Raw genomic sequence first — 25,622 nt, 5'->3', positions numbered from 1 at the left:
GGTTATTCCAATAACCCCCGCCCGGAAGTCTGCCTCAGCGCCTCAATAGCGTTACCCTCTCATTTGTCACCACACATGATCGGCATCGGCTCCGCAGTAAACGTCAATGGCTCGCGGCGCCCGAAATACAGGGCCGTCAGCAGCCCCACCATACCCATGATCAGACAAAACCCGACACACACCCACGGGCTCCACGGCATCAGCGCGATCAATGCCAGCGGCGTGGTACTGGCCCACAGTGCGTAGGCCACGTTATAGGTGAAGGAAATGCCCGAAACCCGGATCTCGGCGGGGAACAACCCGACCATCACCGACGGCACCACCCCCACCACGCCGCAGGACAGCCCTGCCAGCGCGTAGGCCAGCCAGGTCATGCCCCACTGCCCATTCAGGCTGGCGTACAACGCGCCGATGCCCAGCGGCAGCAGCACGCTGTAAAGCATCAGCGCACGCCAGGCGCCCACGCGGTCAACCAGCAGGCCGGCGAGTACGCAGCCGATATTGAGGAAGACGATGCCCACACTGCTCAGGGCAAAGGTGTGCCCGGCGCTCATGCCGAAGCGCTGCTGCATCACCGTCGGGGTTATCACCACCAGCACCACCACGGCAGAGGTCAACACGCAAGTCAGCAGCGCCGCCGGAATCAGCGCACGGCGGTGCTCGCCCAGTACCCGCCGCAGGGGGAACTTCACCGGCTGTTCCTGACGTGCGCGCAAGGCAAGAAACACCGGTGTTTCGCTCAGCCAGCGACGTAGCCACACGCCAATCACGCCAAACACCCCACCCAACAGGAACGGGTAACGCCAGGCGTAGTCGAGGATCTCCTGCGGTGTGAATACTTGCGCCAGCAAGGTCGCGGTCAGCGCCCCCAGCAGGTAGCCGAAGGTCAGCCCGGCCTGCAGGAAGCCCAAGGCATAACCGCGTCGGCCGGCTGGCGCGTGCTCGGCAACGAAGGTCCAGGCACTCGGCACCTCGCCCCCCACCGCCGCACCCTGGAAGATACGCAGCGCCAGTAGAATCAACGGCGCGGCATAGCCGATGTCGGCATAGGTCGGCATCACGCCGATCAGCAGGCACGGCAGGGCCATCATCAGGATGCTAAGGCTGAACACACGTTTACGCCCCAGGTGGTCCGCAAAGTGCGCCATCAGGATGCCGCCCAGCGGCCGCGCCAGGTAACCGGTGACGAAGATGCCGAAGCTTTGCAGCAGGCGCAGCCACTCGGGCATTTCGGGCGGGAAGAACAGCTGGCTGAGGGTCAGCGCAAAGAACACGAAAATGATGAAGTCGTAGATTTCCAGCGCGCCACCCAGTGCCGCCAGGCCCAGGGTCCGGTGATCGCCGCGGCTGAACCGGGGCGGGCGAGCGGTATCGATGGCAGTCATGGCAGGGGTCCGCAAATCGGCAAAGGGCAAGAGGATAACAAATAGCTGCCCCGTTGCCCTGCACGCTGCGCCGCTAGCGGTTGAACACCGTGTGCGCGAAGTTGGCCCGCGGCCGTGGCCGCGCCGCGGTAGCCGGCATGCTGCCCGGCAGCGGCAACTTGCCGACCACCAGCGGCGCGTCGATGATCGCCATGAATGACTCCAGCGCCTCGTTATCAGGCACCTGGGGGAGGCTCAGGCTGACCGCCTGGCGTTCGGCCTGCGGTACTGAAGGCACTTTCAACTGACTGGAGTGGTAAAGCAGGGCGTGCTGGATCTGCGTGCTGACGCGGCAGAAGCGCGCCAGGTCGACCCCGGCATGATTCGCCAGCTCGATATTGCCCAGCAGCAGATGAAAAGGCTGCAAGGCGCACTGAACAAGGCGCTGGAGCTCCTCGAAGCTCTCCACGGGGGCGATCCGGTAATAGCCCAGGCCATTGAGCAACCGCTCCAGCTGCAGGCGCTGGCACGGGTGTGCGTCGGCGATGAGGATGCGCAGGGTCTTGTTTGCCATGGTGGGACCTGGGCAGTTGGGTAATGGGTACGCTCCATGACCATACTGCGCCAGTACCGGCTACTGCCATGGCCAAGCCTGGCAGCGGTCTTCTTTGATAGAAGTCGGGAAACCCGCATAAATCAAGTGATTGACTGACGGAATTTGCATTTGCCTTTAAGCCGGCCTTCACGATTCCCACTCGCGCATGCGTAGCCGGCAGTGCTTCATCGCATTGACGATGTGTTTCTCCACCATGCTGCGGGATATGCCCAGGTGCTCGGCAATCTGCGGGTGCGACAGGCCATCGAGCTTGCGCAGCAGGAAGCAGTCGCGACACACCTTGCTCAGCTCATCCAGTGCACGCTGCATCAACGCCAGCCGCTGATCAAGCTGCAAGTCATGGGCCGGCGCCGCCGTGTGCCAGCGCTCGTCGCTATCCAGTACTTCCAGCGGCTCGGCTTGGCGCACCTGGTATCGCCTGTGGCGGTCAACCACCAGATTGAGCGCCGTGCGGTAGAGGAAGGCGCGTGGGTGCTCGATACGCTCGGCGTCGGTGCGCTCCAGCACCCGCAGGTAAGCATCGTGCGCCACATCCTCGGCGGCCTGACGACTGCCCAGGCGTGCGGAGAGGAAACCCACCAGTTCGCGATAGTAATGTTCCACGACGATACCTGAGATGTCCTGCCAGCTTTTGCCAGAAAGCCCTTTCAGGCAGCAATGCAGGACCGAGTGATGTCAACGTGCGATCTTACAAATTATAATTATTCTCAGCAACAAGCGCGGCTGGCCACGTGTTAGCCCGCCCCCCTGCTAAATCCCCCGCTACCGCTTTCGTCTATCTGGCACCCGGTCCGCGCCCGCCACTTGATGCGCGTCCCCACACCCCTTGGCTGGATGTCTGCATGAGACCTTTAACCAACACCCGTCGCCGTGCCCTGCTCACTGGCCTGGGCTTGCTCGGCCTAGGCAGCCTGCTGGCCTTGAAGGCCCTGCCCTACGGCGCCCAGCCGTTGAGCACGGTCGCCGTGACCCGCACTGATATCGAGAGCAGCGTTACCGCGCTGGGTACCTTGCAACCGAGACGTTACGTGGATGTTGGCGCCCAGGCCTCCGGCCAGATCCACAAGCTGCACGTTGAAGTTGGCGACACCGTGCGCAAGGGCCAACTGCTGGTCGAGATCGACCCCTCCACCCAGCAAGCGCGTCTGGATGCCGGGCGCTTCTCTATCGACAACCTCAAGGCCCAGTTGGCCGAACAGCGCGCGCAATACCTGCTGGCCCAGCAGCAGCTCAAGCGCCAGCGCGACTTGGCCGCCGCTGGCGCCACCCGCGATGAAGATGTGCAAACCGCCTTCGCGCAGATGAAGGTCACCCAGGCGCGCATCGACATGTTCCTGGCGCAGATCCGCCAGGCCCAGGCCAGCCTGCGAAGCGACGAAGCCGAATTGGGCTACACGCGGATCTACGCCCCCATGGACGGCACGGTGGTGGCGGTTGATGCCCGCGAAGGGCAAACCCTCAACGCCCAGCAGCAAACCCCGTTGATCCTGCGCATCGCCAGGCTCTCGCCGATGACCGTGTGGGCACAGGTGTCGGAGGCCGACATTGGCAAGGTCAAACCAGGCATGACCGCCTATTTCACCACCCTGGCAGGCGGCAAGCGCCGCTGGACCAGCACCGTGCGGCAAGTGCTGCCAATCCCGCCCAAACCACTGGAACAGGCCAGCCAGGGCGGCGGCAGCCCGGCCAGCGTCAGCAATGGCAGTGCCGGCAGCCAGGTTGTGCAATACAGCGTGCTGCTGGATGTCGACAACCCGGACGGCGCGCTGATGGCCGAGATGACCACGCAGGTGTTCTTCGTCGCTGGCAAGGCCAGCCAGGTGCTGACGGTACCGCTGGCTGCGCTGGATGACGGTGACGGCCTGCGCCTGGCGCACGTGCTGACTGGGGACGGCAAGGTGGAACAGCGTCAGGTACGCACCGGGCTCAGTGACCGGCTGCGGGTACAGGTGCTGGACGGCCTCAACGAAGGCGAGCGCCTGGTCATCGGCGCCCCCGCCGTGAGCGGAGGCTGAATGAGCACACCTTTGATCGAGCTGATCGACATCCGCAAGTCCTATGGCGGTGTGGGTACCCCCAAAGTCGATATCCTCCATGGCATCAGCCTCAGCATCCACCCCGGCGAGTTCGTCGCCATCGTCGGAGCCTCAGGCTCGGGCAAGTCGACCTTGATGAACATCCTTGGTTGCCTCGACCGCCCAACCTCTGGCAGCTACCGCTTTGCCGGCAAAGATGTGGCCGAACTGGATAGCGATGAACTGGCCTGGTTGCGCCGCGAAGCATTTGGCTTCGTGTTCCAGGGCTACCACCTGATCCCCTCGGGCTCGGCCCAGGAAAACGTCGAGATGCCGGCCATCTATGCCGGCATTGACGCCAGCGAACGCCACGCCCGCGCCAGCGCCCTGCTCGGCCGTCTGGGCCTGGCCAGCCGCACCGGCAACCGCCCGCACCAGCTGTCCGGCGGGCAGCAGCAAAGGGTTTCGATTGCTCGCGCACTGATGAACGGCGGCCATATCATCCTCGCCGACGAGCCCACCGGCGCCCTCGACAGCCACAGCGGCACCGAGGTGATGGCACTGCTCGACGAACTGGCCAGCCAGGGCCATGTGATCATCCTGATTACCCATGATCGCGAAGTGGCCGCGCGGGCGCAGCGGGTGATCGAGATCCGCGACGGTCTGATCATAGGTGACTCGGCCGGCGAACAGCCGGCGATCGACCAAGGCCAAGGCCTGCAAGCCGAACAGTTGCGCCAGCGCCTGGACCGCGGCGCTACCCTGCGCGGGGCATGGAAGGGTGAACTGCTCGAAGCCCTGCAAGCAGCCTGGCGGGTCATGTGGGTCAACCGCTTCCGCACCGCCCTGACTCTGCTGGGTATCGTCATCGGCGTGGCCTCGGTGGTGGTGATGCTGGCCGTGGGCGAAGGCAGCAAGCGTCAGGTCATGGCTCAGATGGCCGCCTTCGGCTCCAACATCCTCTACCTCAATGGCAAGCCGGCGACGCTTGGCGAGCCTGCCGGCACCATCACCCTTGATGATGTGGCAGCCATTGGCGAACTGCCGCAGGTCAAGCATGTGATGCCGGTGATTGGCGAAAAACTGATGGTGCGCCATGGCAACAACAGTCAGACATTCTACGTAGGCGGCAATAACACCTTTTTCCCGGAGATCTTCAACTGGCCGGCGGCCAAAGGCAGCTTCTACAGCGAAAGCGACGAAACCAATGCGGCCGCCGTGGCCGTGATCGGCCAGAAAGTGCGGGAGAAAATGCTCGACCCAGGGCGCGATCCGCTGGGGCAGTACATCCTGATCGGCAATGTGCCCTTCCAGGTGATCGGCATCCTGGCTGGCAAAGGCGCAAGCTCCGGCGACCAGGACAGCGATGGGCGCATCGCCGTGCCCTACTCTGCCGCCGCCATCCGCCTGTTCGGCCAGCGCGACCCGGACTACATCGCCGTCGCTGCCCTTGATTCTACCCGGGTCAACCAGGCCGAAGCAGCCATCGACCAGCTGTTGCGCCAACGCCACAATGGCCGCCAGGACTTCGAGCTGACCAATGACGCGGCACTGATCCAGGCCGAAGCACGCACGCAGAACAGCCTGTCGCTGATGCTGGGGGCGATCGCCGCAATCTCGCTGCTGGTAGGCGGCATCGGCGTAATGAACATCATGCTGATGACCGTGCGCGAGCGTACCCGGGAAATCGGTATCCGCATGGCCACCGGCGCGCGACAGCGCGACATTCTGCGCCAGTTCCTCAGCGAGGCGGTAATGCTGTCGATGGTCGGCGGCCTGGCTGGCATCGTACTGGCCCTGGCCATTGGCGGCGGCCTGATGCTGGCCGAGGTGGCAGTAGCCTTTGCCCTGCCAGCCATGCTCGGTGCCTTTGCCTGCGCCGTCGTCACCGGCATCGTGTTCGGCTTCATGCCGGCGCGCAAGGCCGCCCGCCTCGATCCGGTCAAAGCCCTTACCAGCGAATAACCCATGACATTGCCTAGCCGCATCAGCCTGTTGACGTTGTGCCTGCCCCTTTGTGCAACCATTGCCGCCTGCAGCACTCCCCCCACGCCTACCAGTGGAATCGTCGCGCCACCTGCCTGGCAAGGCGATGCCGCAGCGCCTTCGGCCCACCTGCCCGCAGCACAGTGGTGGCACAGCTTCGCCAGTCGCGAGCTGGACCGCCTGGTACAGCACGCCTTGGTCAACGCCCACGATCTGGCTGCTGCCACGGCGCGCGTCCGCCAGGCCCAGGCCCGCGCGCTCATTGCAGGCGCACCCTTGTTGCCAGAACTGCAACTGGACCTGAACGGCAGCCGCCAGCGCCTGCTGCATGGCGAAGGCAATGACCAGTTGGACGTAAGCCGTAACGCGCCCACCAGCACATCGTTCGACGCGCAGCTCAGCGCCCGCTACGAAATCGACTTCTGGGGTGGCCTGCGGGCAACGCGCGACAACGCCCTGCGCAGCCTCGACGCCAGCCGCTTCGACCGCCAGACGGTGGAGCTGACCTTGGTCAGCGCAGTCGCCGACAGTTACCTGCAGGGCCTGGCCCTGGAAGAGCAGCTGCGCATTGCCCGCCTCAACCTGCGCAATGCCCAGGACGTGCTAGGCCTGGTAGAGACGCGCCAGCGTAGCGGCTCCGCCACGCGTCTGGAACTGGCCCAGCAGCGCAGTCTGGTGGCCACCCAGCAACGCCAGCTGCCATTGCTGGAGCAGAAATGGCAAGACAGCCGGGTTACGCTGGCAACCCTGCTCGGCGACCCCGTGCAGTCGCTGCCCGCCAGCCCGGAAGCGATCGATGCGTTGCAATGGCCGACCATTGGCAGCGGTCTACCCAGCGAACTGCTCACACGCCGCCCGGACATTGCCGCAGCAGAAGCGCGGCTGGCTGCAGCCAGCGCCAATGTGCAGGTCGCCCGCGCCGCCATGCTCCCCAAGCTGACCCTAGGGGCCAATCTGGGCGCTGGCGCCAATACCTTTGCCCACTTGTTCGACAGCTCGTACTACACCCTCACCAGCGGCCTGGTCGCGCCGATTTTCAACAACGGCCGACTACGCGCTGCCCGAGAGCTGGCCGAGGCTGAACAGGAAGAATTGCTGGAGGCCTACCGCAGCAGCATCCTGGCGGGCTTTGCCGATGTCGAGAAAGCGCTCAATGCGATCCACGGTGTGGACCAGCAGCGGCAATGGCAGGATGAAGAGGTGCAGCAGGCACGACTGGCATTCGACCTTGCTCAGCAGCGTTACGGCGCGGGGGCCGAGACCTTGTTGAGCGTGCTTGAAACCCAGCGCACATTGTATGTGGCGCAGGACCAGCAAGCGCAACTGCGCCTGGCCCGCCTGCAGGCTAGCGTGGCGTTGTACAAAGCATTGGGTGGGGGGTGGCAGGTCGAACGTTAGTCCGAGTCTTCTTCGGGGGCTGCTGCGCAGCCCAATCGCGACGCATGGCCGCACCCACATTGACCGCGCAAGATTCAAGCCGTGCGCCGACCTGCGGGAGCGGCCTTGTGACGCGATTGGGGCGCAACGCGCCGCCAGTCAGCCCGAACGCTGCGCCAGCCTGAGGTTACGCGCATACCAAGGCCGCTTCGGTACTTTGGGCTGCAACTTGTCGAACAGGTCTTCATCACTGTAAATGATGCGCAATGCCAGCTTCATCGTCTCCGGGTCCATCTCCACGCTGCGCCCGGGCCGTAGTCCCGGTACGGTCGAGCAACCGTGGGTGTCCGGCCCCAGCCACGGGTCTGCCACCTCGACCCAACGCCCCGGCGCAAACCACTGCACACCGTTAACCTCCAGCCGCCGCACCTCGCCCGGGTGCAGCCGCTCATGGGCACGGAACCAGTCTTCGATACGGTCGTCGATCCAGCCGTGAAAATGCCAGAACACCGGGTTCACATGAGAAGAAAACGGGTCTCCGAGAAAGTCGTTGTCCGCCGCGAACCAGCGTTCGGCAAAATCGTCCGGGGAGCGCGCCGTCGGCACCGGCATGCCGTTGGAAGGGTCCCGCGGCACCGATGCCCAGCGCATGTGCAACCAGTCGTGCAGGCCCAGTTCCACCTCCGAGCCGAACTGGCCCAGGGTCAGGCTGCTCAAGTAATCCGGGTCGGTGTACCGCGACTCCCAGACCTGGAAATTGCCGTGGAAGGTATCCGGTGACTTGATGTCACGTACCCACTGGGTGTACTCCTCGTCATCACTGGCCAGCCAGGTGGGTGGCAGGGCATTGCCGTCGTGGTTATCGAAGTAGCGGGCAAAGCCTGCACGGTCACGCTCCAGCTCCGGTTGTGGCAGCGGAAAGCGCGGCCAGGAGGGCAGGTCTTGGAGGGCACGGGCGCTGCCAAGCATGTGCCGGTGCATGAAGAAGAAGTCCTCACCCGAACCGTTGCGGTCCTTGTGCCGCCCGCGTGCGTCACGCTCGCGGTCACGCGGCCCCGGTTGCCAGCCAAGGCCACGCAGGGCCTTCTGCTTGCTCTTGTCCAGCTTGTGCCATTTGTCCCGCGAGGAGTGCCACAACTGATGAAAAAGGCGATGCTCCGGCGCAATGAGCCAGGCCAGCAGTCGAGGGTTCAGCGGGGTTCGTTCGCGCGCTTCGGGGAAGGTGCGTTTCAACGCCAGGAAGTGGTTGTCCTCCACCGGCAATGTCAGCGCACGGTCCATGCGCGCAATGTGCCCGTTGAGGGTTGCCGGACCGGCATTGCCGAACCGCCCCCAGACTTCATCGAGCACGATGTGGCATTCATAGCGCGCCTGGGCCGAAAACAGCCGCCAGCGCACGGTGCCCGGCTTGTCCGCCAGCAGGTCGCCGACCACCCGGTAGCGCGGCTCCTCGTCCCCACGCAGGCGCTCTGGAGTGTCCAGGTAACCGCGCAGTGCACGACCGCTGGCTGCCACATCCAGGAACAACTCCAGTTCACCTCCCGGCAGGCCATCCAGCCCCGCATCCTTGCCCTGCAGGGTCCAGCGCCAGATGCCGCGCAGGGTATCGCCCAACTGCTGCAAGGCGGTGTCGGCCAACTCGACCACGGCCTCGCCAGGGGTTTGCGGAAACGCTTCGGCATCCCGCTGGCGCTGCACATACAACGCCCCCAGCGCGCCAGGTACCACCACACCCGTCAATGCCACACCGGCGATGAAACCGCGTCGGGAAATCGTCATTGCTTACCTGTGCATTCATAGCGGCCATGGAGCACGGCCCGTCCAAGGCTAGAACGTTGCACGGACAGCGAAATTTAACGGCGCATGACCAAGGACGCTGGCTAAATTTTGCGCGTGCGAGCTCGTTCATTGCAGGTAGCGGCGGCCTCTGTGCCCATCCCTGACGGTGAACCTACTGAGACCAAGATGACGACTCCACGCTGGAAGAAAGCCCTGTTTATCAGCCTGGCCACGGCGATTGCCGCCGGTGCCGGGTTTGCCGCCTGGCACTACCTGGCCACCCCAGCCGGCTATTCCCGCGAGGTGACCCGCCAGGCCAACGACCTGCAGGAACGCATCATCTCGTTCGACAGCCACATCACGTTGCCGCTGACCTTCGGGACCGAAGGCAGCGAGGCCGACAAGGATGGCAATGGCCGCTTCGACCTGGCCAAGGCCGCACAGGGCCGTTTGTCAGCAGCCGCCCTGACCATCTTCGCCTGGCCAGAATCCTGGACCGGCAACGATGGCCCGCACCGCCCTACCCCAGGCTTCGTCGAGGCCGCGCGCCACACCCAGGAGGTGCGCTACAACGCCATCACCGCCATGGTCCGCGACTTCCCGCAGCAGGTCGGTATTGCCTATACCCCGCAAGACATGCGGCGCCTGCATGGCGAAGGCAAGTTCGCGGTATTTCTCAGCATGCTAAACGCCTATGCCCTGGGTGACGACATCGACCAGCTCGACCGCTGGGCCGCGCGCGGCGTGCGTATGTTCGGCTTCAGTTACGTGGGCAACAACAGCTGGGCCGACTCTTCGCGCCCGCTGCCGTTCTTCAATGACACCGTCGATGCGCTGGAAGGCTTGTCACCAACCGGAAAGCGCGCCGTGCAACGGCTGAATGACCTGGGCGTGATCATCGACGTGTCGCAGATGTCGAGCAAGGCGCTGGCCCAGGTGGCCGCCCTGAGCCGCGCGCCGTTGGTGGCCTCGCACTCGGCGCCACGAGCGATGGTCGACATCAACCGCAACCTCTCCGACAAGGAGCTGCAACTGATCAAGGACAGCGGCGGGGTAATCCAGTTGGTGGCCTTCTCCACCTACCTCAAGCCACTGAGCAGCAAGACCCAGGACAAACTCGACATCCTGCGCGCCCGCTATGGCCTGCCGCCCTTGGCCAACCTTAACTACGCGCTGATGCCTGGCGACCCGGTGATCGCCGGCTGGCCCGAGCAGAAGGTCGGCCAGTACGCCAACGAGCTGTACGGCATCCTCGACGAAGAACCACCTGCCACGCTCAAGGACTATGGTGACGCCATCGACTACACCGTACGCAAGGTCGGTATCGACCACGTCGGCCTGAGCTCGGACTTCAACGAAGGCGGCGGCATCGAGGGCTGGCAGAACGCAGGCGAAGCACGCAACGTCACAGCCGAACTGATCAGCCGCGGCTATTCCGAAGCAGATATCGCCAAGCTCTGGGGCGGCAACTTTCTGCGCGTGTGGGAGCAGGTGCAGCGCGCCGCGCAACCCGTCGCCACTTCGTCCCCATGACCCTTGCGAGCACCTTGATGAACGACCGTCGCACATTCCTCAAGCAGGCCGGCCTGCTGGCTGCCGCCCTGCCACTGACCGGCCCCGGCCCGCTGCTGCCTGTCGCCCACGCTGCACCGGCGAAGCCCGCCACGGCCGATGACTGGGCCGCGTTTCGCGGCCTGTTCGAGCTGGACCCGACCTACGCACACTTTGCCAACTTCCTGATCACCTCGCACCCAAGGCCCGTACGCGAAGCCATCGAAGCCCTGCGCGCACAGTTCGACCGCCAACCGGCCTACATGGTCGACTGGGACAGCCAGTCGGAATGGAAGCACGAAGCTGACGTGCGTGAATGGGCTGCGCGGTACCTTGAAGTGAAACCGCGGCAGATTGCCTTGACCGGCAGCACCACCGAAGGCCTGGGGCTGATCTATGGTGGGCTGAAGATTGCGCCGGGGCAGGAAATTCTTACTACCGTGCACGAGCACTCGGCGGCCCGCCATACCATGGGCTTTCGCACCGCGCGCGATGGCACGGCTGTGCGGCGCCTGCGGCTGTTCGACGACCCCGCCAAGGTGAGTACCGACCAGGTGCTGAGCACGATTTCGGCCGCGATCGGGCCGAGAACCCGGGTTCTTGGCATGACCTGGGTGCATTCGGGCAGCGGCGTGAAACTGCCCGTGGGCGAGGTCGGCAAGCTGGTACGCGAGGTCAATCGCCAGCGTGACGAGCAGGACCGGATCATCTATGTGATTGATGGCGTGCATGGCTTTGGCGTCGAAAATACGCACTTCGCCGATTTCAACTGCGATTACTTCATCGCCGGCACCCACAAGTGGATGTTCGGGCCACGCGGTACAGGGATCATATGTGCAGCCTCCACCGAGCTGAAACAGCTGGCCCCGACCATTGCCACGTTCTCCGAAAATGAAGACTTCGCTACGGTGATGACCCCAGGCGGCTACCACGCGTTCGAGCACCGCTGGGCGCTGGGCAAGGCCTTCGAGTTGCACCTGCAACTGGGCAAGGCAGCCGTACAGGCGCGTATCCACGGGCTTAACGACTTCCTCAAGCAGCGCCTGGAGGCACTGCCGGGGATCGAACTGGTAACACCGCGCAGCGCTCACTATTCCGCGGGCTTCACCTTCTTCAGGGTCAAGGGGCAGGATGCCGATGAGGTGGCCAGGCACCTTAACAGCCAGCGCATTGTGGTGGACGCAGTATCGCGGGATGCGGGGCCCGTGGTGCGCACCGCGCCTGGGTTGTTGAACACCGAGGCCGAGATCGAGCGATTGGTGGATGTATTGAAGCGCTATCGGCGCGCTTGAGGGCTGGCTTGCCGGCGATGGGGCGCGAAGCGCCCCTGGCAAGCCTAAGTCATGGCTGACCGGCAATCCCTCTCAACCACTGCCCGACATCCCGGTAAATCTCCTCCACCTGCCCCACGATCCCTGACATGCGCAAGAAGTCGTGGGTCAGCCCTTGCAGCCGCGCAAACGTCACAGCCGTCCCGCCGGCCAGCAACCAGTCACGGTAGGCAATGCCCTCATCATGCAACGGGTCATACTCAGCCACGAACAGGTAGGCCGGCGCCAGCGGCTCACACAGCGTCGACAGAAGCGGCGACACCCGCCAGTCCCGGCGCTGCTCCGGCTGCGGTGCATAGTGCTGGTAGAACCACTCCAGGGTTGGCGTCTCCAGCAGGTAGCCCTCGGCATGCTCGCGATGCGAGCCTCGCTGGCAGGAAATATCGGTCACCGGATAGAACAGCAACTGTGCCAGTGGCTTGAACGCCAACACTTCGGGCTGCTCGACCGCCGTAATCGCCAGCACCGCCGCCAGACTGGCGCCCACGCTGTCCCCTGCCAGCACCACTCGGCGGTTGTCCAGGCCCAGCACCGCTGCCTGTTCGGCCAGCCAGTTGGCAACATCCAGCACATCGTGCAGGGCGACCGGGAACTGCTGTTCCGGTGCCAGCCGATAATCCGCCGCCAGCACCGCGAACTCACCAAGGGCCGCAAGGCGGCGGCACACCGAGTCGTGGGAGTCGAGGCTGCCAACCACATAGCCGCCCCCATGCAGGTAGAAAATCACCGGTCGCAAGTCTGCGCCCGCTTCGCCCTGGCGATACAAGCGCGCATCCAGGCTGGCACCGTCGCGCGCGGTAACCTGCAACTCGCTGACCGTGACATTGCCCGGTGGGCTCGGGTCGAGCACCTGCGAGCTACCGGCGAACTCGGCCCGGGCCTGGGCCACGTCCATCGCGTGCATGGGCAGGCTCCTGCCCGTCAGCCGGCCAAACTCGACCAATTCCAGAAATGCCGCCAGATCAGGGTGCAGTGCCATGTGGGTTCCTTGGGTAAACAATGTGACTCAAGCCTCCCTACGGGACGTAGCAGCACACCGAAAAATTAACCGCCATACGGCTAAATCGTTGGCGCAGGCGCTCGTTATCCCTGCACAACGAAACACCGCCCGAGGCACACCGTGGACCTTCAGAGCATCCTCAGCAAACTGTTCGCCAACGCCCATGCCGTCGGCATCGAAGGCGTATTCCAGTTCGTCTTCGCCCAGGACCTGGCCTTCTGGTCGGAGGTACGAGACACCAGCCGCACCGGCGCCGGCCGGCACAGCGCCCCCGATGTCACCATCGAGGTGGCCGAGCGCGACTTTCTCGGCATCATGGACGGTACGGCCAACGTCGAGGAACTGTTCGCCAGCGCACGACTGAAGATTACCGGCAACATGGGCCTGGCCACCCTGCTGCCGCAGATCATCAGCAACGCCCGTCGGGGTGCCGCAGCGGCCAAGGTGTCGATGAACCAGCGTTACCCGACCCCTGCCCGCCTCAGCGAACGGGTGTCGATCGCGCAGCCCGTGCAGCGCGAGGTGGCACGCATTGCCCACTCCGACATGCCAGTGGCACGCTTCAAGAGCGAGTATCTGAAGCACGGCACGCCGGTGGTCATCAGCGCTGCCTTGCAGGACTGGCCGCTATTCACCATGGGCCGCGAGGCATCACTGGAGCACTTCGCCGAATTGCAGGGCATCACCCGACACGGTGATTACGTGAAGAAGACCTTCTCCACCGACCGCGATTTCCGCTCAACCTCCATGGCCGCGTTCATCGCCTCGCTGGACACCCCGACCAAACCGGGGGCCCCCCCGGCCTACATGGGCAACAACATCGTGCCGGAGAAGCTGCTGGCGCTGATCAACTACCCGCAATACTTCAGCCGCGACAAATTCATCGCACCGCGCATCTGGATCGGGCCAAAAGGCACCTTGACGCCCCTGCACCGCGACGACACCGACAACCTGTTCGCCCAGGTGTGGGGGCAGAAGTCGTTCATCCTCGCCGCGCCGCATCACCGCCCTGCGCTGGGCACGTGGTCAACCAGCCCCAAAGGCGGCCTCGACGGCTGCGATTTCAATCCTGACGCCCCGGATTACCAGCGCTTCCCCGCAGCGCGCGACGTGCCGTTCTTGCGCGTGGTGCTGCAGGCCGGCGACCTGCTGTTCCTGCCGGAGGGCTGGTTCCACCAGGTGGAATCGGTGTCGACCTCGCTGTCGGTGAACTTCTGGGTGAACTCCGGGCGCGGCTGGTAACGGCCGATGCGGGGTTAATTTGCAGCGCCAGCGGCTCGTCCTAGAGGAAACCGCTTGCAAGAGGCCCATCGCATGTCCAGCTCCGCCAGCATCACCCATGCGCTGCAGCAAGGGCTGCGCCGCTTGATCAGAGGCCGCGCCCCCGCCACCGGCGCCTACCGCATTTTCGACCTGGTGCTTGCCCGGCGCATCCACCTCAGCCCCTCGCTGGCTCGCCTGGTATTCACCGGCCCGGATGTCGCCCAGATGGTCACCCTGGCGCCGGACCAGCGCGTCAAGCTGCTGTTTCCCGCGCCCGACGGCTCACTGCCCAACCTGAGCAACGCGCAGCATTGGAAGGCTGCGCACAGCGCCTTGCCGACAGCCCGGCGCCCACCGATGCGCACCTACACCATCCGCGCCTTGCGACCTGAGGCACTGGAGGTGGATGTCGACTTCGTACTGCATGGCGTCAACGGCCCCGCTTCGGCCTGGGCCACGCACGCGCAAGTGGGTGAGAGATTGCAGATGGTCGCGCCCAATCTTGCCCATGAAGGCGACCCCGGCGGGTATGAATGGAAACCGCCGCAGGGTGTACGCAACGTGCTGTTGGTTGGTGACGAGACGGCATTGCCGGCAATTGCCGGCATTCTTGAGCAACTGGCCGAAGACCAACCCGAATTGCCGGTGCAAGCGTTTATCGAAGTACCGCTGGAAGCGGACTGCCTGCCTTTGCGCCATGGAAACGCTACCGACCTTCACTGGTTGCCGCGCGAGTTGCTCAATTGCGAGCATGGCCAGGCCATGCAGCATGCAGTGCGCGAACTGGCCAGCCTGCCGCAGGTGCAAGCCGCGCCGCGAGTAAAGCTGGAAGAGGTGGATATCGACACGCGGATACTGTGGGAGCAGGCCAGTAGCGCCAACAGTGCGTTCCATGCCTGGGTGGCGGGGGAATCAGCGACAGTCATGGATATTCGCCGCTACCTGATCAAGGAACGCGGGCTGCAGCGCGAGTGCCTGACCTTGATGGGCTATTGGCGGGCCGGGCGGACCTTTGATTGACTGGAAATAACCGGGGGCGCTTTGCGCTCCTTTCGCCGGCAAGGCGGCCCCCGCCATGATTCAGACCGCCGCGATCAATGCCTTGGTAAAACGCTGCGCCACTTCATCAACCTGCTCGGCGCTGATGATCAGTGGCGGCAGGAAGCGCACCACCGCACCATGGCGCCCGCCCAGTTCCAGGATCAGCCCGCGCTTCAGGCACTCACGCTGCACCTTGGCCGCCAGCTCGCGGTTGGCCAGCGGGTGACCCAATGCATCCGCATTGCCCTGTGGGTCCACCAGTTCGACCCCAAGCATCAAGCCACGCCCGCGCACATCACCCAGTTGCGGATAATCGCGCTGCAACTGCAGCAGGTGCTGGCGCAAGCGCTGCCCCATAGCCTCGGAGTGTTCGGCCAGGCGGTGCTCGACCAGGTAGTTGATTACCGCCGACCCCGCCGCCATGGCCATCTGGTTGCCACGGAAGGTGCCGGCATGTGCGCCCGGCTTCCAGGTATCCAGCCAGTCGCGGTACACCACTACCGCCAACGGCAAGCTGCCGCCAATGGCCTTGGACAGCGTGACCACGTCCGGCACGATGCCGGCATGCTCGAAGGCGAACATGCGCCCGGTGCGGGCAAAGCCGCTCTGGATCTCGTCGATGATCAGCGCCACACCGGCCTGCTCGGTGATACGGCGCACCCCCCTGAGCCATTCGATATCGGCCGGGATCACACCACCCTCGCCCTGCACCACCTCAAGGATCACCGCCGCCGGAAGTGGCACGCCGCTTTCCGGGTCGAGCAGCAGGTTTTCCAGGTAATGCAGGTTGGCTTTCACCCCGGCTTCGCCGCCCAAGCCGAACGGGCAGCGGTAATCGTAGGGGTACGGCATGAACTGCACGCCGTTGCCGAGCAAGGCGCCCAGCGGCTGTTTCGGCCCGTTGCTGCCCATCAGGCTCAGCGCGCCCTGGCTCATGCCGTGGTAGGCGCCATGGAAGGCCAGCACCGTGCTACGACCGGTAGCCGTGCGTACCAGCTTGAGTGCCGCCTCCACGGCATCGGTGCCGGTCGGGCCGCAGAACTGCACCTTGGCCTCGCGGCGCAGCGCCTCGGGCAGGATGCCGAACAGGTCCTGGACGAAGCGGTCCTTGACCGGCGTGGTCAGGTCCAGAGTGTGCAGGGGCAGCTCATCGGCCAGCACACGCTGGATGGCCTCGACCACCACCGGGTGGTTATGGCCCAACGCGAGCGTACCGGCGCCGGCCAGGCAATCGATGAACTGGCGGCCTTCGACATCCTCCACATAGATGCCACGGGCGCGCTTGAGCGCCAGCGGAATGCGCCGCGGGTAGCTGCGGGCGTTGGACTCCTGCTGTTGCTGGCGTTGCAGCAGGGGTGATTCGGTAAACTCGTACAAAGGTTGCGACGCGCTGACCGGTGCAACCTGGGCAAGGCTGGAAGCGGTGGACATGGGTAAATCCTCGCAAGCAAGCGAATGGGCAGTTATCGCTTGGAAAACGCTTGAGTGCCGGGAGGATTTAGCGGTTGTTACTGGATTTTACTTTGCCTGCGCCGGCCTCTTCGCGGGTGAAGCCGCGAAGAGGCCGGCGCAGCCGATAAAGATCAATGCCCGGAGCGCGCCGGTACTTGCAAGAGCACCCGCAATCCATCACTACGGCTGTCAAAGCGCAGGCTACCGGCACAACGTTGCACGATCGCCTGGACAATCGCCAACCCCAACCCGCAGCCCCCGCTCTGCCCATTGCGCCAGAAGCGCTCGGTCAGGTGCTCAAGGTCGGCTTCGGCAATCCCAGGCCCGTGGTCGCGCACCATGAAGCCCACTTGGCCGTCGGCCATCTGCACCTCCAGCTCCACCGCCTCGTCGCCGCCATGGCGCAGTGCGTTGTCCAGCAGGTTGCGCAGGGCGGCCACCGCCAACGGTGCGGGCATGCCGAGGTAGACCTGAGTGGCTGCTTCAGGCAGACGTAGCACGATACGGCGGTTGTCACCCCCACCGGCGTCCTGCACTGCCTGGCGGGCCACCTGCTCGGCACTGCACTGCACACCATCTTCGAAGGACAGGCTGCCTTCTACCCGCGCCAGCATCAGCAACTGCTCCAGCGTGCGGTGCATTCGGTCGGTGCCCTGCTCGGCATGCTCCAGCGCCTGCTCGCGCACCGCGCCATCGGTCATGCGTGCCACCTGCAGGTGGGTCTTGATCGCGGTCAGCGGGCTGCGCAATTCATGGGCCGCATCGTCGGTCAGGCGCCGCTCGCGCTCGATGGTCTGGGCAATGCGCAGGAACAGCTGGTTCTGGGTTTCCAGCAAGGGCTGCAACTCGCTGGGCATGCCCGCCACCTGCAACGGCTCGACACTGTCCGCTCGCCGTCGGCGCAAGGCGTCGCGCATGCGGTTGAGGGGTTCCAGGCCTTTGCCCAGGCCGATCCACAACAACCCCAGGCTGCCGAGCAAGGCCATCAGCACGGGTGCCGACGCCGCCAGCAGAATCGACTGGTTAAGCGCCTCGCGCTCCATGTGCCGGTCGGCAGTGGTGATGCGCACATCACCGTGGTTGTAGGTGAAGGTGCGCCACAGTGCATCGTCGATAGTCTGGTCACGGAAGCCGCTGCGCTCGTCGTCCATGGCGCCATCGTGCTTGTGGTTGCTGGCGAGGATCTCGCCACGCAGCGAACTGACCTGGCAGGCCATGCCGTCCGGCACACTGAACTGGTCGGCAGAAAAGTGCGCCTCCCCGCCCTTGGCGGTCAGCGGTTGTGGCAACTGGTCGATCAGCCCGGCGACCATACGCGCCGATGCCACCAGGCGCTGGTCGAGGGAAAACATCATCTGCTGGCGCAGGTCACGCAGCATCCACGCCGCGGCCAGCGCCCAGATGATCACGAAAGCGCTGCCCAGGATCAGGCTCAGGCGAACCCGCAGGCTCATGATGCAGCCTCTTCCGGTGCCTGCGCCGGGCCCAGCCGGTAACCCAGGCCACGCACGGTCTCGACAATGCCGTTGCCCAGCTTGCGCCGCAGGTGGTGGATATGCACGTTCAGGGCGTTGCTTTCGACTTCGTCGCTGAAGCCGTACACGCAGTCTTTCAGTTGTTCGCCGGACAGCACCCGCCCGGGGTTCTGCAGCAGTGCCTGGAGCAAGGCCTGCTCACGGCGGGACAGGTCGACGGGCTGCCCGGCCAGGCTCGCCTCGCAGCTGCTGGGGTCATACCGCAACGGCCCGTGCTCGATCACATTCACCGCCCGCCCGGCCACCCGCCGTAGCAGGGTATGCAGGCGAGCGGCCAGTTCGCGCAGGTCGAACGGCTTGAGCAGGTAGTCGTCGGCGCCGGCCTGCAGGCCATCGACGCGGTCGGTGACGGCATCGCGGGCAGTGAGCACCAGCACTGGCAAGTCCACCCCCTGCTGGCGCAAGCGACGCAGCAGCTTGAGGCCGTCTTCGTCGGGCAGGCCAAGGTCGAGGATCATCACGTCGAACTGCGCGGCCTGCAGCATCGCCCGCGCATCGGCGGCATTGCCCACCCGGTCCACGGTCAGGCCCTGGGCGGTAAGACCGGCGCAGATGCCGGCGGCGATCAGGTCGTCGTCCTCGCAGAGCAGAACGTGCATGGTGGGGCTCCCGGAGTGGTGTGGCTGGCATTGCACCTTGGGCGGATTAAGGGGGCATTATGGACCTTTGTGGGTGGGTCAGGGTGCTCGTCTTGGGTGCAGGGGTGGCCCTGGTGCTCGCCACAACATTTTCAGCGCCTGGCAGATCGAGCGCCGCCCGCGCGGCGCTTCGCAGCACAAGGCTGCTCCTACATCTGTTTCGGGCCAATTTTGTCTGGGGGAGCGGCGCGCGCCCTCTCGGAGCACACCTCTATATCGTGGCGGCCGAAAAAGGCGGTCGCATGCCTTGGCACAGGCGTTACTGGCCCGAAACAGATGTAGGAGCAGCCTTGTGCTGCGAAGCGCCGCGCGGGCGGCGCTCGATCTGATAGGCGCTGACAATGTTGTGGCGAACCATTAGGCCCTACATCAACCCCTGTGGCGTATCGACATCCAGCAACACCCCGGCATCTCCCAGTTCGATTACCACACAACTGCCGCGATTAGCCCGCACCACCGCCCGCGCCCCTTCATCGCCGGACAGTTGCCCCAGCGCAGACCAGAAATCACGCCCGAAAATCACCGGATGCCCCTGCTGCCCCGCATGGCGTGGCAACACGATGGTGGAAGCCGAGGCCGCCGCGGCCAGCTGGCACAAGGTTGCCGACTCGATCCACGGCATGTCACCCAACAAAATCGCCACTGCCTGGGCCTGGCTGTCGAGCAAAGACCGAGCGCCGGCTGCCAGGCTATGCCCCATGCCCGACGCGGCGTCGGGGCTGATGATTACCCGGTAATCGCCTGGCAAGCCAAAATCCTCCCCCCGTTCACCCTCGCGCAACACCACACGCACGTCATCGAACACCGTCCGGGCCCGCTCCACGCTATGCGCCAGCAGGCTGCGGCCATCGGCCAGGGTCGCCCGGCGCTTGTCGGAACCGAAACGCATACCGCGCCCAGCCGCCAGCACCAGGGCGACCACGCTCACAGCGCCCCCCGCGCAATGCCGTTGCGCACCCGCAGGATATCGGCCAATACCGCCAGCGCGATCTCGGCCGGCGTCTTGCTGCCCAGGTTGAGGCCGATCGGGGCATGGATACGGGCCAATTCCACTTCACCCAGGCCGCCAATGCGCTGCAAGCGCTCGCGGCGCTTGTCGGAGGTCACCCGGGAGCCCATCACGCCAATATAGAAGGCCTCGGTACGCACCGCTTCAAGCATCGCCAGGTCGTCGATCTTGGGGTCATGGGTCAATGCCACCACCGCCGTGTCGGCATGGCAACCGCCATGGCGGATAAACTCCGACGGCAACTCGCGGCGCACTTCGATGCCGTCCAGCCGCACGCCATCCAGCACTTCGTCCCGCGGCTCGCAAAGGATGACTTCAAACCCCATGCCCTTGCCGAACTCGGCGCAAAAATGCGCCACGCTGGAATAGCCGGCCAGAAGCAGGCGCTGGGCGGCGCCGACGCGCAGGCGAACACGGGCGCTATCCCGCTCGACGCGTGGCCCTTGGCAATGGTCATCGGCCAGCTGGCGGGTACCGTCCGGCAGGCTCACTTCACGCAGCACCCGACGCTGGCCCAGCAGCGCGCTTTCCAGCTGACGCAGGTGCGCCTGCACCTCGCACTCGGCGGGCAGGTTCTCCACCAGCACCTCGAGCACGCCACCACAGGGCAAACGGATGCTCGAACGCGGGTCGCTGTCGTCACCGTAGCGCACGATGGCAACCGGCTCCGGGAACTCACCCAGGGCCACACGTTCGAGGAAGTCGTCCTCGACGCAGCCACCCGACAGCGACCCCAGCCACTGGCCGCTGGCATTGACTGCCAGCAGCGAGCCCGGCGCGCGGGGCGCCGAGCCGTAGGTGGCGAGCACCGTACACAACCAAACCCGCTGACCGTTGCACGACCACTGCAAGGCCTGACGGACCACCTGTAGATCGAGATGCTGCACGTTTATTCCACCTTCAGCTCGGCGAGCTGCTGTACGTTCAGGTCACCGGGCAATCCACCCCAGGCCTGGCGCAGGTAGTTGACCATATCCGTCACCTGTTGGTCATCGAGCTTGTCGGCAAAGCCCGGCATCGGCTGCATGCGCTCGAAGCCGGTGAACTGCTGTTCACGGATGCCTTCGAGGATGACCTTGACCAGGTTGCGCGAGTCACCCTGGCGCAGCACGGTGTTGCCCTGCATGGCCACGGCGATGTGCGGCTTGCCCTCGCCGTCGACACCATGGCAACCGGCGCACACGTTGAGGTACTGCTGGTGGCCGCGCTTGGCGCTGTCGCTCATCTGCTCCAGGGCAACGGCCTGGATGGCCTTGGCCGGCGGTGGCTGGTCGCCCAGCAGGTAGGTGGCCATGGCCGCCAGGTCGGCATCTTCCAGGTGTTGGGTGCTGTGGTGCACCACCGGGAACATCTCGTTGAACATGCTGCCCTGGGCGCTGATGCCATGCTTGAGGAAGGTGGTCAGGTCTGGCTGGGTCCAGCCGCGCTCGGCCAGGTCCTGGGCCAGCAGGCTCGGCGCCAGGTAGCCACCAAGCAGGCCGCCGGTCATGCGCTGGTCCTGCTGCAACGCGCCGATGGGGTTGCGCGGGGTATGGCATTCGCCGCAATGGCCCATGACTTCGACCATGTACTGACCACGCTGCCAGGCCGGGCTTTTGCCTTCGGTTGGCTGCAGCTGCACGCTCTTGCCATACAGCATGTTCCAGCCACTCAGGCCCATGCGCACATTGAACGGGAAGCGCAACGCAGTCTGCGGCGCCGGGCGATTGATCGGCGGTATGGTCATCAGGTAGGCGAGGATCGCGTCCGAATCTTCACGCTTGATCAGGTGGTACGAGGTGTAAGGCATGGCAGGATAAAGGTTGGCGCCGTCCTTGCGCTTGCCCTCAGTGACTGCGGCGAAGAACTCGTCGGCGCTGTAGTTGCCGATGCCGTACTGTTTGTCCGGGGTGATGTTGCTGCCATAAATGGTGCCGAACGGCGAATGAATCGGCAGCCCGCCGGCATACGGCGCGCCGCCTTCGGCGGTGTGGCAGGCCATGCAGTCGGCCGCGCGTGCCAGGTACTCACCGCGCTTGACCTGAGCCTCGTCGGCCGCCAAGGCGAACGAGCTGACCGCCAGGCCCAGGGCCAATGCCACTGCGTTACGAACGAAGCCCATGCTCAACCCTCCTTGACCAGGCCGAGGTCGTTGAGCACCTTGCGGGTGGCGTCGTAATAACGCACGTAGCCGGTGCAGCGGCAGATGTGGTGCCCGAGGCTGGCCTCGATGCGGTCTTCCACTTCGCTCTTCTTCAATGGCTGGCGCTGGGCGGTTTCCACCAGCACGGTAGCGGCGTTGACGAAGCCCGGCGCGCAGTAGCTGCACTGGAAGGCGAACAGGTCGACGAACTTCTGCTGGATAGGGTTCAGCGTGAGGTTACCGGCCGCGTCCGGTTTGGCGTGGCCCTCAATGGTGCGTACCTTCTTGCCCTCAAAGTAGTGGGCGCCGGTGATGCAGGTGCGCACTTCTTCGCTGGTGCCGTCGGGGTTGTCGACGATCACCACGCAGGCGTGGCAGATGCCCTGGCCGCAACCCAGGCGCGAGCCGGTGAGGTTCTGGTGTTCGTGCAGGTAGTCGATCATCGCCAGGTCAGCGGGGACCTCGACCGGGCCGACCGGTTGACCGTTGAGGGTCAGTTGCAGTGGACGGTTAGCCATTGAGGGCCTCCTTGATACGGGCTGGAGTGATGGGAAGATCGCGCACGCGCTTGCCAATGGCATGGGCGACGGCATTGCCGATGGCCCCCACGACCGGGATCATCACCACTTCGGCGATGCCCTTGGACGGGTCGGTCGGTGACAGCGGCGGGAGGATTTCGCTGGTCTGCTTCCACACCGCCACGTCGCGCGCATGCGGCAGGCGGTAGCGGTTGAAGTTCCAGTCGCCCTCCCCGGGCCCGCCCTCGTACATCGGCATTTCTTCGGTCAGCGCGTGGCCGATGCCCATGGCGATACCGCCTTCGAGCTGGCCCTTGACCAGCTCCGGTACCAACACTCGGCCGCACTCGACCCAGCTGTGGTGGTTGAGCACCTGCACTTCATGGGTGCCCTTGTTCACCTTGACTTCAACAATGGTCGCCACCGGGCTGTAGTAGGTAACCATGGCATTGTTCAGCTGGGTGTCGGGGTAGGCAGCGTTCTGCCGGTCGAGCAGGTGGTAACCGTGGCTGCTCATCTGCGCCTTCTTGGCGTTCACCGCGCCATCGCCGTATTTCACCGCCACGGCGTCAAGCGGGAAGCGCTCGCGCACACCGTCGATGACGAAGTCGGCCTCGGCCCAGCTCCAACGGTTGAAACCGTGCACGCTGGCGCCGGTGACCAGGCCCATGTCGTGGGCCTTCTGTGCCAGCTGGGCGAACGGGATCGGCTGCAGGCCGTTACCGGTCAGCTCGCCGTTGACCCACACCGCGTTCTCGCGGCGTACCACCAGCGGGTTGGCCTGGCCGCCATGCGGGCCCTGGCTCCAGATGGCCATGGCCGCCGGCCACAGGCCGTGGTTGAACAGCACGCGCGCCGCTTCGCGGGTGGCATGGCTGAAGTAGAAGGCCGAGTTGGTCGCCGACGATGGCGACGCCAGCTTGCCGACCCAGCGCGGGTTGCGCAGCGCGGCGTCCTGCTCGGGCTGGCTGATCAGGTACGGGTTGCCGCTGGTGCTCAGTTGCAGCTCTGGCCATTCGGTAACCGCCGTCCTCACCTCGTCAACCGAGCGCCCCAGGAAGTCGCTGACCACCAGGGCCTGGGAGGTAGACATGCCGGTGCCCAACTCGGTGCCGATGTGGCGCAGGCTGATGCGGCCGTCGCGGCTGAACTCGATGCTGGCCATCGGTGCTTCGGAACCGGTGCCGAAGTCCTTCTGGCAAATCGCAAAGCCCACGCCGTACCAGTGGTCCTGGTCTTGCGCATCCATCTGCTGCTTGCGTGCGTCGCGGTTGCGCCACCAGTCGTGCACGGCGGCCTTGTCGAGAATCTCGTACAGACGCAGCGCGCCCGCCGGAACCGCGCCCTGGGTGTTCTTCATGCCCGATTTCAGCGCGTTGGCACGGCGCAGGTCGATGGCATCGACGCCCAGGCGGCCTGCGATTTCGTCCACCATCATCTCGGTGGCAGCCATGCTCTGCAAGGTGCCGTAGCCGCGCATGGAGCCGGCCTCGACACCGCGGGAATGGTAGGCGGTAACCGACAGGTCGTTCTGCGGCATGTAATAGATCGACTGCGCAGCAGTGGCGCCTACCGCAGCTACGGACGGGCTGTAGTTGATGCGCCCGCCGCCGTCGCAGCTCATGTCGGCGCGGAAGATCTTGAAGCTGTTGTCCTTCTTGTCCACGGCCAGCTGGTAGCGGATATCGAAGGCATGGCGCTTGATGCCGCTCTGGAACTGCTCGTAACGGTCATTGGCCAGGCGAATCGGCACGCCGGCGCCATACAGCGCGGCCACGGCGGCGTAGAAGACGAAGATGTTGTTGTCTTTCGAGCCGTAGCCCACGGTATAGCCCGGGTGCATGTTCAGCGTGTTCAGGGCGAAACGCGACGGCTTGATCATATGCACGCATTCCTGCGCCACTTCGAACGGGCACTGGGTGGCAACCACGAAGTGCAGCGTGCCGCTGGCCGGGTCGTACCAGCCGTTGCCGTTGTCCGGTTCCAGCGCGGCGGGTTCGATGGACGGCGTCTTGTAGCGCTCGTCGAACACCAGCCAGTCCTCGGGCGGGTTGTCCAGCTGCTCGGCCATGCGATTGGCGTAGAACAGCCCCTGCTCGGTCAGGTCGCCGTGCTGGTTGGGCTGCTTCGACCACACCGGCTTGCGGTTGAGAATGGTCGGGAACAGCATGGAATTCTTCAGGCTGGAGAAATCATCGTCGTCGAACGGCGTGGCACCACCCACCCGCACGAAGCGAAAGCTGCCGTAAGGGTCGCGCTGGTACAGCGGCGCCTGGGCGCCGTAACGGATCGCCTTTTCGTTGAACTGCAGCTTGCGCTTGGCCTGGCGGAAGCGCTCGAAGTCGTGCCAGATCAGGATCGCCACCGGGTGGCCGATGAACATCGGCACCTTGCCGGGCGGCAGCAGCGGGTCGGGCGAATGGGCTTCCGGCCAGGCAATGCCGTCTTTCTCGAGATCGGCGGCGGTAACGATGCGGTCAGGCTGCAGCTCGCCACCGAGCAGGCTGAGGTCGTGACCGGCATAGATACGGTCGGCCTTGGTCGCCTTGAGCAGCAGCGCATGGCCCTGCTGCGTGGGCCAGCCGGGCATGTCCTTGGCGCGGATATCGCGGGCGAACACCTTGTCGCCGCACACCTTGGACAGGGCATCGTTACGGAAGCGCGCCTTGCCGTCATGGTTCATCCACTTCTGCGGCGAGGTGGTGACGCGGTCCTCCATCAGGGCGGCGAATGCCTGGCTGCCGAGTGGCGCCATGGTCACGCCGACACCAGCTATCAGCCCGCCTTGCAAGAAGGCGCGCCGGGAAATATCACGGTTGGACATGCTTGATCCTCTGGGCAGTTGGGGGGCCTGCCCTATTTTGATTCTAGTGCTAGCGGGGAAAAGCTGACTTGTACGTCAACTTTACAGGAAGTGTGTGGGGATTGGCAAAGTCAAGCCGACAATATGTCGCGGTGTGTCTGGGATGATGGGTGGCATTGGGTGGGGCTGGCAGACCAAAAACCAGAGTTAACCTTCATTTAA

The 25,622-nt window shown here is 64.8% G+C and carries 20 protein-coding genes; 7 read left to right on the top strand and 13 right to left on the bottom strand.

The genetic code is table 11. The annotated features are described in order from the left end of the window. Nucleotides 1-59: 59 nt before the first annotated feature. The 3 genes from SB756_RS01005 to SB756_RS00995 all read right to left on the bottom strand — a co-directional run bounded on the left by SB756_RS01005 (nucleotide 60) and on the right by SB756_RS00995 (nucleotide 2,583). Nucleotides 60-1,385: an MFS transporter gene (locus SB756_RS01005; protein ID WP_410910003.1), complete on the bottom strand. Its 1,326-nt coding sequence runs from the start codon at nucleotides 1,383-1,385 to the stop codon at nucleotides 60-62. Between the two features lie 73 nt (nucleotides 1,386-1,458). Continuing rightward, nucleotides 1,459-1,938, bottom strand: a complete 480-nt coding sequence (locus tag SB756_RS01000) for a histidine kinase (RefSeq protein ID WP_410910002.1) — start codon at nucleotides 1,936-1,938, stop codon at nucleotides 1,459-1,461. Nucleotides 1,939-2,106: 168 nt separating this feature from the next. Continuing rightward, on the bottom strand, nucleotides 2,107-2,583 hold the full coding sequence (locus SB756_RS00995) for a sigma-70 family RNA polymerase sigma factor (protein ID WP_016498679.1): 477 nt from the start codon (nucleotides 2,581-2,583) through the stop codon (nucleotides 2,107-2,109). Between the two features lie 239 nt (nucleotides 2,584-2,822). On the opposite strand from SB756_RS00995, the gene SB756_RS00990 reads away from it, so the two are divergent. From SB756_RS00990 to SB756_RS00980, 3 genes are read left to right on the top strand one after another with little or no spacing between them, the layout of a single operon-like run. Next, nucleotides 2,823-3,995, top strand: coding sequence for an efflux RND transporter periplasmic adaptor subunit (locus SB756_RS00990; RefSeq protein WP_341796346.1), 1,173 nt, complete (start codon nucleotides 2,823-2,825; stop codon nucleotides 3,993-3,995). Then, nucleotides 3,996-5,960 (top strand): MacB family efflux pump subunit, encoded by a 1,965-nt coding sequence (locus tag SB756_RS00985; protein ID WP_410910001.1) that lies wholly within the window; start codon nucleotides 3,996-3,998, stop codon nucleotides 5,958-5,960. Nucleotides 5,961-5,963: 3 nt separating this feature from the next. Beyond that, entirely contained in the window at nucleotides 5,964-7,379 is a 1,416-nt protein-coding gene (locus SB756_RS00980) for an efflux transporter outer membrane subunit (RefSeq protein WP_341796348.1), read from the top strand. A gap of 138 nt (nucleotides 7,380-7,517) precedes the next feature. Here SB756_RS00980 and SB756_RS00975 read toward each other — a convergent pair whose 3' ends face one another. Next, complete coding sequence (locus SB756_RS00975; RefSeq protein WP_410910000.1) at nucleotides 7,518-9,137, bottom strand: PvdJ/PvdD/PvdP-like protein; 1,620 nt, start codon at nucleotides 9,135-9,137, stop codon at nucleotides 7,518-7,520. Between the two features lie 186 nt (nucleotides 9,138-9,323). Between SB756_RS00975 and SB756_RS00970 the strand changes: the two genes are divergently transcribed. After that, a complete protein-coding gene (locus tag SB756_RS00970; RefSeq protein ID WP_341796350.1) occupies nucleotides 9,324-10,670 on the top strand; it encodes a dipeptidase in 1,347 nt (448 codons plus the stop codon). A gap of 17 nt (nucleotides 10,671-10,687) precedes the next feature. Continuing rightward, entirely contained in the window at nucleotides 10,688-11,980 is a 1,293-nt protein-coding gene (locus SB756_RS00965; RefSeq protein WP_341796351.1) for an aminotransferase class V-fold PLP-dependent enzyme, read from the top strand. A gap of 49 nt (nucleotides 11,981-12,029) precedes the next feature. On the opposite strand, the gene SB756_RS00960 is transcribed toward SB756_RS00965, so the two are convergent. Then, nucleotides 12,030-12,998: an alpha/beta hydrolase gene (locus SB756_RS00960; protein WP_410909999.1), complete on the bottom strand. Its 969-nt coding sequence runs from the start codon at nucleotides 12,996-12,998 to the stop codon at nucleotides 12,030-12,032. A gap of 141 nt (nucleotides 12,999-13,139) precedes the next feature. On the opposite strand from SB756_RS00960, the gene SB756_RS00955 reads away from it, so the two are divergent. After that, the gene (locus tag SB756_RS00955) at nucleotides 13,140-14,261 is read left to right on the top strand and encodes a cupin-like domain-containing protein (RefSeq protein ID WP_410909998.1); all 1,122 of its coding nucleotides are present in this window, start codon (nucleotides 13,140-13,142) and stop codon (nucleotides 14,259-14,261) included. Between the two features lie 72 nt (nucleotides 14,262-14,333). Beyond that, entirely contained in the window at nucleotides 14,334-15,302 is a 969-nt protein-coding gene (locus SB756_RS00950; RefSeq protein WP_341796354.1) for a siderophore-interacting protein, read from the top strand. A gap of 60 nt (nucleotides 15,303-15,362) precedes the next feature. Here the strand turns inward: SB756_RS00950 and SB756_RS00945 are convergent, their stop codons facing one another. From SB756_RS00945 to SB756_RS00910, 8 genes are all read right to left on the bottom strand, one after another. Then, nucleotides 15,363-16,754: an aspartate aminotransferase family protein gene (locus tag SB756_RS00945; RefSeq protein WP_410909997.1), complete on the bottom strand. Its 1,392-nt coding sequence runs from the start codon at nucleotides 16,752-16,754 to the stop codon at nucleotides 15,363-15,365. Nucleotides 16,755-16,906: 152 nt separating this feature from the next. Next, on the bottom strand, nucleotides 16,907-18,229 hold the full coding sequence (locus SB756_RS00940) for an ATP-binding protein (protein WP_410909996.1): 1,323 nt from the start codon (nucleotides 18,227-18,229) through the stop codon (nucleotides 16,907-16,909). Next, nucleotides 18,226-18,909, bottom strand: coding sequence for a response regulator transcription factor (locus tag SB756_RS00935; RefSeq protein WP_016498667.1), 684 nt, complete (start codon nucleotides 18,907-18,909; stop codon nucleotides 18,226-18,228). Before SB756_RS00935 ends, SB756_RS00940 begins: the two co-directional genes overlap by 4 nt. A gap of 403 nt (nucleotides 18,910-19,312) precedes the next feature. Further along, nucleotides 19,313-19,876, bottom strand: a complete 564-nt coding sequence (locus tag SB756_RS00930; protein ID WP_410909995.1) for an NTP transferase domain-containing protein — start codon at nucleotides 19,874-19,876, stop codon at nucleotides 19,313-19,315. Further along, nucleotides 19,873-20,844, bottom strand: a complete 972-nt coding sequence (locus SB756_RS00925) for an XdhC family protein (protein WP_410909994.1) — start codon at nucleotides 20,842-20,844, stop codon at nucleotides 19,873-19,875. Before SB756_RS00925 ends, SB756_RS00930 begins: the two co-directional genes overlap by 4 nt. 2 nt (nucleotides 20,845-20,846) lie before the next feature. Next, complete coding sequence (locus tag SB756_RS00920) at nucleotides 20,847-22,058, bottom strand: cytochrome c (protein WP_410909993.1); 1,212 nt, start codon at nucleotides 22,056-22,058, stop codon at nucleotides 20,847-20,849. 2 nt (nucleotides 22,059-22,060) lie between these two features. Continuing rightward, a complete protein-coding gene (locus SB756_RS00915; RefSeq protein WP_016498661.1) occupies nucleotides 22,061-22,597 on the bottom strand; it encodes a (2Fe-2S)-binding protein in 537 nt (178 codons plus the stop codon). Next, nucleotides 22,590-25,421, bottom strand: coding sequence for a xanthine dehydrogenase family protein molybdopterin-binding subunit (locus tag SB756_RS00910; protein WP_410909992.1), 2,832 nt, complete (start codon nucleotides 25,419-25,421; stop codon nucleotides 22,590-22,592). Before SB756_RS00910 ends, SB756_RS00915 begins: the two co-directional genes overlap by 8 nt. Nucleotides 25,422-25,622 lie beyond the last annotated feature (201 nt).

Source organism: Pseudomonas sp. SIMBA_068, from assembly GCF_046534705.1.
GTDB lineage: Bacteria > Pseudomonadota > Gammaproteobacteria > Pseudomonadales > Pseudomonadaceae > Aquipseudomonas > Aquipseudomonas putida.
The sequence above is the reverse complement of the archived record's forward strand: the minus strand, read 5'-3'. Positions and strand labels throughout refer to the sequence as shown.